We start from the raw sequence: 7,786 nt of genomic DNA, 5'->3' as shown, positions 1-7,786 counted from the left end.
TTGGGCGGTCTCGCGATCCTGGAGAACGCACTGGAGCGGACCGCCTCGATCGAGCTGGTAGAGGCTTCCGGGATCGCCGGGGCAGCCGAGAACGCGTTGCTGCAGCGGGCCGGCGGTCTGATGGGGCGGCTGCCGTTCGACGAGTTGGACGTGCTGGTCGTGGACGAGATGGGCAAGGACAAGTCCGGCACCGGGATGGATACGAATGTGCTCGGCCGGTGCTGGGTGCACGGGATCCCGGAGTTCGAATCGCCTTCGATCGCGGCCGTCAGCGTTCATCGGCTGTCGGAGGCGTCGCACGGGAACGCGTCCGGGCTCGGGCTGGCCGATGTGATGCCGGCGAGGATGTTGGAGCAGATCGATCTGCGGGCGAGTTATGTGAACGCGTTGACCTCCGGGACCGGTGGAGCGCGGCGGTCCCGGCTGCCGATGGTGATGGAGGATGACGCGGCTGCGGTCGTTGCTGCGGTGACCATGAGCGGACGGCGGGATTGGGCGGACCTGCGGTTGGCCCGGATTCGGGACACCTTGTCGCCGAGTGAGTTGATGGTGACGCCCGCGCTGCTGGCCGAGGCGGGCGATCGGTTCGATCTGGAGATCACCGGGACGGCGCGGAACCTGACGGATGCGTCCGGCCGGTTGGTGGACTGGAGTGACGGGTGAACCTGCGGGAGGCCCGGGCGTTGCTCGCCGATCGCGGGTTCGCCGGAGCCGGGGAATCAGCGAGACGCTTCGGCGACGGCTCGGCGTACAAGGTTGAGATCCCGAGTTGCGAGGGGCCGCGGGTGCTCGCCGCAGTACTCGAGGAGGCGTCGCGACGAGGTGTGACCGTTCATCGGGTCTCGCAGGGCAGCGGCGTGATGATGCTGACCGACGGCGAGATCGAGGAGATGCTCTCGCTCGGTTCAGCGGCCGGTGTCGAGGTCTGTCTGTTCCTGGGGCCGCGCGCTGCCTGGGACACGGGCGGTCAGGCGAAGGTGTCGGCCGCTGTCGGTGGAGTTGCTCGGGGCAATGAAATGGTTGCCGCGTCGCTCTGTGATGCCTTCCGGGCGGTTGAACTCGGGGTGCGGAGTCTGCTGGTGGGCGACCTCGGAGTACTGGAATTGCTTGGTCTGTTGAAGAAGGAAGGTTCGTTGCCTTCCGATCTGGTGCTGAAGACCTCGGTCTTGATGCCGTTGGCAAATGCTCCGACGGGCGCGCTTTATGAGCGGCTTGGGGCGACCAGTTTGAACGTGTCGACGGATCTGCCGCTGCCTGTGCTGGCGGAGATCCGCGCGGCGACTTCGGTCCCGATCGACATGTACATCGAGGTGCCGGACGACCAGGGTGGTCACGTGCGGTTCTACGACGTACCCGAGGTCGTGCGGGTGGCAGCGCCGGTCTATCTGAAGATGGGGCTGCGCAATGCGCCGAACATCTACCCCGCCGGGCTGCACCTGGCCGCGACGGCGGAGGCACTCGGGCGCGAACGGGTCCGCCGGGCCGAACTGATCTTGCGACTGCTGGCCGAACAGGATGAGGAATGAGCTCAGACCCACTGGTTTCCCGACTGCGAGCGTCTCTCGGCGAGAAGGCGGTCGTCACCGACCCCGACATACTGGACAGCCATCGCAACGACCACGCGACCTTCTGTACTGCGGGGGTGCCGCGACTCCTGGTCCGGCCTTCGTCCACGGCCGAGGTGCAGGAAGTTCTCCGTGCGGCAGGCGAGTACGGCGTACCGGTGGTGACGCAGGGCGCGCGGACCGGGTTGTCCGGGGCTGCGAACGCACTCGACGGGTGTCTGCTGCTGTCGACCGCGCGGCTGAACAAGATCCTGGAGATCTCGGTCGAGGACCAGGTCGCCGTTGTCCAGCCGGGCGTGATCAACGCTGACCTGTCGCGGGCTGTCCTCGAGCAGAGGTTGTTCTATCCGCCGGATCCTTCGTCGTGGGAGATGTCCACGATCGGTGGGAACATCGCGACGAACGCGGGTGGACTGTGTTGTGTGAAGTACGGCGTGACGGCGGACTTCGTTCGCGGGCTCGAGGTGGTGCTGGCGTCGGGCGAGGTGGTCCGGGTCGGCCGGCGATCAGCGAAGGGCGTCGCGGGGTACGACCTGACCCGTTTGATCGTTGGCTCCGAGGGGACGCTGGGCGTGGTCACGGAGGCGACACTCTCGCTGCGTCCCGCGCCTGAGGCGGCGTTGACCGCAGCCGCTACGTTCATGTCGATCGAGGCCGGGATCGCGGCCGCCGCTGCCGTGATGGCGTCGGGGTTGCGGCCGTCGTTGTTGGAGTTCCTGGACGGGCCGACGGCTCGGGCGATCCAGGACTATCGGGACATGGGGTTGCCGGCTGACGTGGGTTCGCTGCTGATCGCGCAGTCCGATCGTGGTCCGCGGGCTGCTGAGGATGTCGCTGCTATCGCGGAGATCTGCACGTCGTTCGGTGCTGTGGATGTGGCGGTGGCCTCGGACGCCGAGGAGTCGCGGATGCTGCTCGAAGCCCGCCGGCTGGTGAACGCCGCGCTGGAACCACTCGGCGTCACGCTGATCGATGATGTCGCGGTACCGCGGAGCAAGCTGGTCGAGCTACTCAACGGGATCGCCGCCATCGGCACGAAGTACGACGTACTGATTTGTTGCCCTGGGCATGTAGGTGACGGGAACATGCATCCGACGGTGGTGTTCCAGCGGGACGATCCAGCGGCCGAGGCGCGAGCGCTGGAGGCGTTCGGCGCGGTGATGGAACTCGGCCTGGCCCTCGGCGGCACGATCACGGGCGAACACGGCATCGGCAAACTCAAACGCCAATGGCTGGCGCAGGAACTCGGCCCGACCGGCCTAGCCCTCCAACGCCAGCTCAAGTCCGTCTTCGACCCTGGGAACCTCCTCAACCCCGACAAACTCTTCCTCTAAAAACGCTTGCGTCCGAAGAACCTGAGGTCCTGACCCAAGGTTCTTCGGACGCAACGAGGCAGCGCGGCGGTCAGCGGCGGGTGGTACGGCTGGGGGCGGCGACTGCTGCGCCGATGCCGTCGAGGATCCTGTCGAGGCCGAAGCGGAAATGCTCGTCCAGCACCGGATCGGCGGCGGTCGGGTCGGCCGCGGCATCGAAGTGCCCTGAGGCAAGAAGCCGAGCCGTCTCCGGATACCTGTCGGGGTCGACCAGCTCCGCGAGGTTGCGGGCGTACTCACGCTCGGCGTCAGCCTGATTGCCGCTGTCGCCACGACTTCTCGCCAGGTCCTGGGACAGCAAGGTCGTGTAGCGAACGTAGCCGTTCAGCAACGTCAGGCTGGCGACCTTCTCGGACCAGTCGAGCCGGGTGTCGCGTAGTGCGCGGAGACCGGCTTCCATCCAGGCGATCTCCTGGGGGCCGGACGGGGGACCGGTGATCGGGATCCGGGTCAGCCATGGCCGCCGGCGGTTGAGTGCCCGGGCGGCGATTGCCCACTGGCGCAGACCTTCCCGCCAGTCTGACGCGCTGATCTCGGGCGGCAGACCGAGGGCGGAGTCGTGCATGAGGACCAGGAGCTCCTCCTTGGAGCCGATGTAGCGATAGAGCGACATCGGCGTGAAGCCCAACGTCTTCGCGACCTTCGGCAGCGTCGCGCCCGGCAGCCCCTCGCGGTCCGCGAGATCGACGGCGGTCCGCACGACCTTCTCGACGTCGAGCTCCGCAGGCCGGCCGAGACGCGAGGTCCCGGCGAGTCGCCAGAGGCGTCCGAGCAGCGCGGGGCGTGGGCCATCCATCATCGCGTAGTTGCACTCCTTGGCCCGATCACAGGGTTAGTCTACTACAGATAGTTTATTCCTTATACTTATCTCGGACGAGGGGTCGACCATGACATCTGAAGGTGCATCTCCGGACCGACCGTCCCGGCGGCGCGTCCTCGGCAGGGCCGTGGCGGCGGCCGGCGCGGGCGTCATCGGCTCGGCAGCGGTCGCGCGCTCAGCGACCTCAGCCACCGTGCGTACGTCGACGGCATCAGGGGCTGTTCGGCGCGGAAGTTTCGCGTTGGTCAACGTCACCGTGATCGACGGCAGCGGCGCCGGACCCTTGCATGACATGACAGTGGTGGTCGTCGACGGGCGAATCGACTCTGTTGAGAAGACTGCCGCCGCGCGCCCGCGGCCCGATCTGCAGACCATCGACCTGACCGGCAAGTTCGTCATCCCCGGCCTGATCGAATCCCACGTCCACACCGGCGGTCCGGAGCAGGTGCTGGCGCCGCTGTATGCACTCACCGGGATCACCACAGTGCGAGAGATGCGCGGTGAGGCCTTCCATCACGCCTGGCGCGACAAGATCCAGCAGGGTCGGCTACTCGGCCCGCGGTGGGTGATCGGCAGCCCGATCGTCGACGGCGTTCCCTCGCTGCACACCCACGACACCGGCTCACTCGATGAGGTGAGCACTCCCCAGCAGGCGCGCGAGGCGGTCCGCGCGGCCAAGCGAGCAGGCGCCGACTTCATCAAGGTGTACTCCCGCCTCACCCCCGAGGCCTATCTCGCGATCGCCGACGAGTCGCGCCGGCAGGGCATCCCGTACGCGGGCCACTGCCCGGACCTGATGACGATCGCCCGCGCGAGTCACCTCGGCCAGGCGAGCATCGAGCACCTCCATGCCCTCCTGCTCTCCACCTCGCACCGCGAGTCCGAGATCCGGCGTGGGCTGGCGGGGATCACGATCGACGGATCGCAGGACAGCTTCCATCGGTATGCGAGCTGGTTCCGGCAGGTCCATCCGCTCGAGTACAAGGCAGTCCGCAGTTACCAACCAGCTCGCGCGACCACGCTCTTCCGCCTGCTCGCCGCCCGGAGCACCGCAGTGGTGCCGACGCTCGCGGTCCACCGGACCTTGGAGTTGCCGGACCAGGTTCAGAGCCGGCCGGACGAGACCAAGTACCTCCCGGCCTGGATGACCGAGTGGTGGGCCGATGTGACCGAGGTAGTTGTCGGCGGCCGTACGCCGGAGCAGGCGCGCCAGATCCGGGAGATCTACGCGCACCGGCAACGGTTGGTTCACCTGATGGTCGAGCTGGGGGTTCCCGTGCTGGCGGGGACGGATACCGGAAACCCTTACCTGGTTCCTGGATATGCCTTGCATCAGGAGCTGGAGCTGCTGGTCGAGGCAGGACTGACGCCCCTCCAGGCGCTGCGCTCGGCGACGTATGAACCCGCCAAGCTCCTCCGCCGGGAGGACTCGCTCGGCACCGTCACCCCAGGCAAAGCTGCGGATCTGATTGTCCTCGACAACGATCCGCTGCGCGACATCCGCAACACCAGGCAGATCCATGCACTGGTGATCGACGGTCGGCTGATCGACCAGGAGGAACGCATCCGCCTGCTCGCCGCGGTCGAGCAAGCTGCCGCCGACAGCGTGCCTCCCGCACAACCAGCGGCGGTCATCGGTTGTGGATGTCACTGACGTTGTCTCTCTGCCTGGAGTCGAACCAGGGACCCGGCCTTCGGAGGGCCAGGCGTGCATCCGTCACCAGAGAGTCCGCCCCGAACCGTTGCCGGTCCGGGGCGTCCACTTACTCGTCGACTGAGACGACGCGGACCCAGTCGGAGCAGTCGGCTTCGCACCAGACGTGGTCGCCCGGGTGGGCGATCCGATCGCGCTGGACGTGCCCGCACGCGAGCTGCACCCGGCGCAGCGCGTGACCCTGCTGGACCGGAGCACCGGTCCTACCGCCGGGAATCCGCCCGGACTTCCTCCGTGGAGTTCTGAGATCGGCCATGGCCGGTCCTCCTCTCTAACTTGTTGTTCTGTTGGTTCCTTGCGTCCGAAGAACTGGCGGGACGTCCCTCCAGTTCTTCGGACGCAAGCGAATCGAGCCTTGCGCGGTGAGAGTGAGATTCGAACTCACGGACCAGCCGAAACCGGCCGACGGTTTAGCAAACCGCTGCCCCTGCCATCAGGCGGACCTCACCATTGGTTGCCCGAGACACCTGTTCCCGAGCAAGCGTTCACCCCGGGCGGCCGCCGTCTCCCCTGACGACGGCGGCCGCCGTACTGACTAGCCCTTGACACAAACGACCTGCTTGAGGTGGGCAACGACCTCGACCAGGTCGGACTGGGCGGCGATGACCGATTCGATGTCCTTGTACGCCGCCGGCAGCTCGTCCAGCACACCGGCGTCCTTGCGGGACTCGACACCCGCGGTCTGCGCGATCAGGTCGTCGACCGTGTAGCGACGCTTCGCCTCGTTGCGGCTCATCCGCCGGCCTGCCCCGTGCGAGGCCGAGTAGAACGACTGCTCCGAGCCAAGCCCACGGACGACGTACGAACCCGTGCCCATCGATCCCGGGATCAGCCCCAGATCACCCCGCCCGGCCCGGATAGCACCCTTGCGAGTGACCAGCAGGTCGAGCCCGTCGATCGTCTCCTCCGCCACGTAGTTGTGGTGGCAGGAGATCGGCGACTCGAAGGTGATCTCCTGGGCGAACGACTCCCGGACCGCCTGCATCACGAGTGAGAGCATCACCGCGCGGTTCCGCGATGCGTACTCCTGCGCCCATGTCAGGTCCCGCCGGTACGCGTCCATCTCCGGCGTACCCGAGAGGAACACGGCGAGATCCCGGTCCGGCAGGTCGGCGTTGTGCGGCAACGCCTTGGCGATCCGCATGTGCCGCTCCGCGAGTTCCTTGCCGATGTTGCGCGAACCCGAGTGCAGCATCAGCCAGACCCGGTCCTCGTCGTCGAGGCAGACCTCGATGAAGTGGTTGCCACCACCCAGCGACCCCATCTGCTGGTGCGCCTTCTTCTCCCGGTCCTGCACCCCGTCGTGCAGGCTGGAGAACGAACCCCAGAAGCGATCCCAGCCCCGGTCCAGCCCGAGCTTCCTCACGCTGACGGGATACTCGTGCGCCCGGAACCCGACCGGTACTGCGGCCTCGATCCGCGATCGGATTCCGCCCAGGTCGTCCGGCAGATCCGCCGCAGTCAGAGAAGTGAGCACACCCTCCATGCCACAACCGATGTCGACCCCGACCGCGGCCGGCGACACGGCCTGGTACATCGCGATCACCGAACCGACGGTCGCCCCCTTGCCCAGGTGCACATCCGGCATCACCCGCACACCGTGAACCCACGGCAGCGCAGCGATGTTCCGCAGCTGCTGCAGCGCCTGCGCACCTACCTCATGTTCCTGGGCCCACATCAGAGTGGAGCTCTTCGCCCCACTCAGCTCAACCGGGTACTGAACGTCCATCTCCCCACTCCTGTCTGTTTGGTCTGCGGCAGAGCACGGTCTCGAACCGTGACACCCCGTTGAGGGACAAGCCGTTTTCGGGACGGCTGCCGATAGGCCGAAGCTCGGCTTACTCTGCCCGAGGCTTTGCGTGGAGATCCCGGGTGTCGAACCCGGTGAAGCGACCTTGCAAGGGTCACCCGCGTGCCGACGCGATCCCCGTTAGGGCGTTCCGCCGTACAGCTGCCAGGGCAGGGCTCGAACCTGCGGGACCCCGGGTCAGAACCGAGGGTGGGACGCCGTCGCCCACCTGGCACCGCTCCGACGCGGCACCGGCGGGCGCCGCGTCAGAGAGCTAACTCCGCACGAGAGGGAATCCACGGCTGCCATAGCAGCGGCATTTTGGCTTCCTCGGGCGTACGGCAGCCCTTCTTCTCGTTGCACGCGGCATGCGCCGCGACAGCGTTCAGCCACTCGCCGCGCCCGCCACGGGACCGCGGTACGACGTGGTCCATCGTGGTCGCGCCCGTCTTGCCGCAGTACGCACAGCGGAACTTGTCACGCTTCAGTACGCCGGCTCGCGTGTACTGCAGTCGGCCGGTCGCG

At 67.2% G+C, this 7,786-nt stretch carries 7 protein-coding genes, 2 tRNA genes and 1 pseudogene; 4 read left to right on the top strand and 6 right to left on the bottom strand.

Annotated features, from left to right (window positions below; genetic code table 11):
* From VFG33_RS41180 to VFG33_RS41170, 3 genes and pseudogenes are all read left to right on the top strand, one after another.
* Window positions 1-663, top strand: a pseudogene (locus tag VFG33_RS41180) (nickel pincer cofactor-dependent isomerase, group 22); the annotation flags it as partial.
* On the top strand, window positions 660-1,526 hold the full coding sequence (locus VFG33_RS41175; protein WP_325058481.1) for a hypothetical protein: 867 nt from the start codon (window positions 660-662) through the stop codon (window positions 1,524-1,526). The pseudogene VFG33_RS41180 and the gene VFG33_RS41175, both read left to right, overlap by 4 nt.
* Window positions 1,523-2,899 (top strand): FAD-binding oxidoreductase, encoded by a 1,377-nt coding sequence (locus VFG33_RS41170; protein WP_325058480.1) that lies wholly within the window; start codon window positions 1,523-1,525, stop codon window positions 2,897-2,899. The genes VFG33_RS41175 and VFG33_RS41170 overlap by 4 nt, the downstream gene beginning before the upstream one ends.
* 70 nt (window positions 2,900-2,969) lie before the next feature.
* Here VFG33_RS41170 and VFG33_RS41165 read toward each other — a convergent pair whose 3' ends face one another.
* Entirely contained in the window at window positions 2,970-3,737 is a 768-nt protein-coding gene (locus VFG33_RS41165; protein ID WP_325058479.1) for a TetR/AcrR family transcriptional regulator, read from the bottom strand.
* A gap of 88 nt (window positions 3,738-3,825) precedes the next feature.
* Here VFG33_RS41165 and VFG33_RS41160 point away from each other — a divergent pair, with 88 nt between their 5' ends.
* The gene (locus tag VFG33_RS41160; protein WP_325058478.1) at window positions 3,826-5,412 is read left to right on the top strand and encodes an amidohydrolase family protein; all 1,587 of its coding nucleotides are present in this window, start codon (window positions 3,826-3,828) and stop codon (window positions 5,410-5,412) included.
* Between the two features lie 109 nt (window positions 5,413-5,521).
* Here the strand turns inward: VFG33_RS41160 and VFG33_RS41155 are convergent, their stop codons facing one another.
* From VFG33_RS41155 to VFG33_RS41135, 5 genes are all read right to left on the bottom strand, one after another.
* The gene (locus VFG33_RS41155; protein ID WP_325058477.1) at window positions 5,522-5,728 is read right to left on the bottom strand and encodes a hypothetical protein; all 207 of its coding nucleotides are present in this window, start codon (window positions 5,726-5,728) and stop codon (window positions 5,522-5,524) included.
* Window positions 5,729-5,832: 104 nt separating this feature from the next.
* Window positions 5,833-5,921: transfer RNA gene (locus VFG33_RS41150), tRNA-Ser, on the bottom strand.
* An 86-nt stretch (window positions 5,922-6,007) separates the two neighbouring features.
* A complete protein-coding gene (locus tag VFG33_RS41145) occupies window positions 6,008-7,201 on the bottom strand; it encodes an RtcB family protein (RefSeq protein ID WP_414673024.1) in 1,194 nt (397 codons plus the stop codon).
* 222 nt (window positions 7,202-7,423) lie between these two features.
* Window positions 7,424-7,496, bottom strand: a tRNA-Gln gene (locus VFG33_RS41140).
* A 31-nt stretch (window positions 7,497-7,527) separates the two neighbouring features.
* Window positions 7,528-7,786, bottom strand: a 259-nt coding sequence (locus tag VFG33_RS41135; protein WP_325058476.1) for an HNH endonuclease, incomplete at its 5' end; no start/stop codon positions are given.

The sequence above is a fragment of the Kribbella sp. genome (assembly GCF_035687465.1).
In the GTDB taxonomy this organism is placed as follows: Bacteria; Actinomycetota; Actinomycetes; order Propionibacteriales; family Kribbellaceae; genus Kribbella.
Note: the sequence above shows the minus strand (reverse complement) of the source record. Positions and strands in the feature narration are given on the sequence as shown.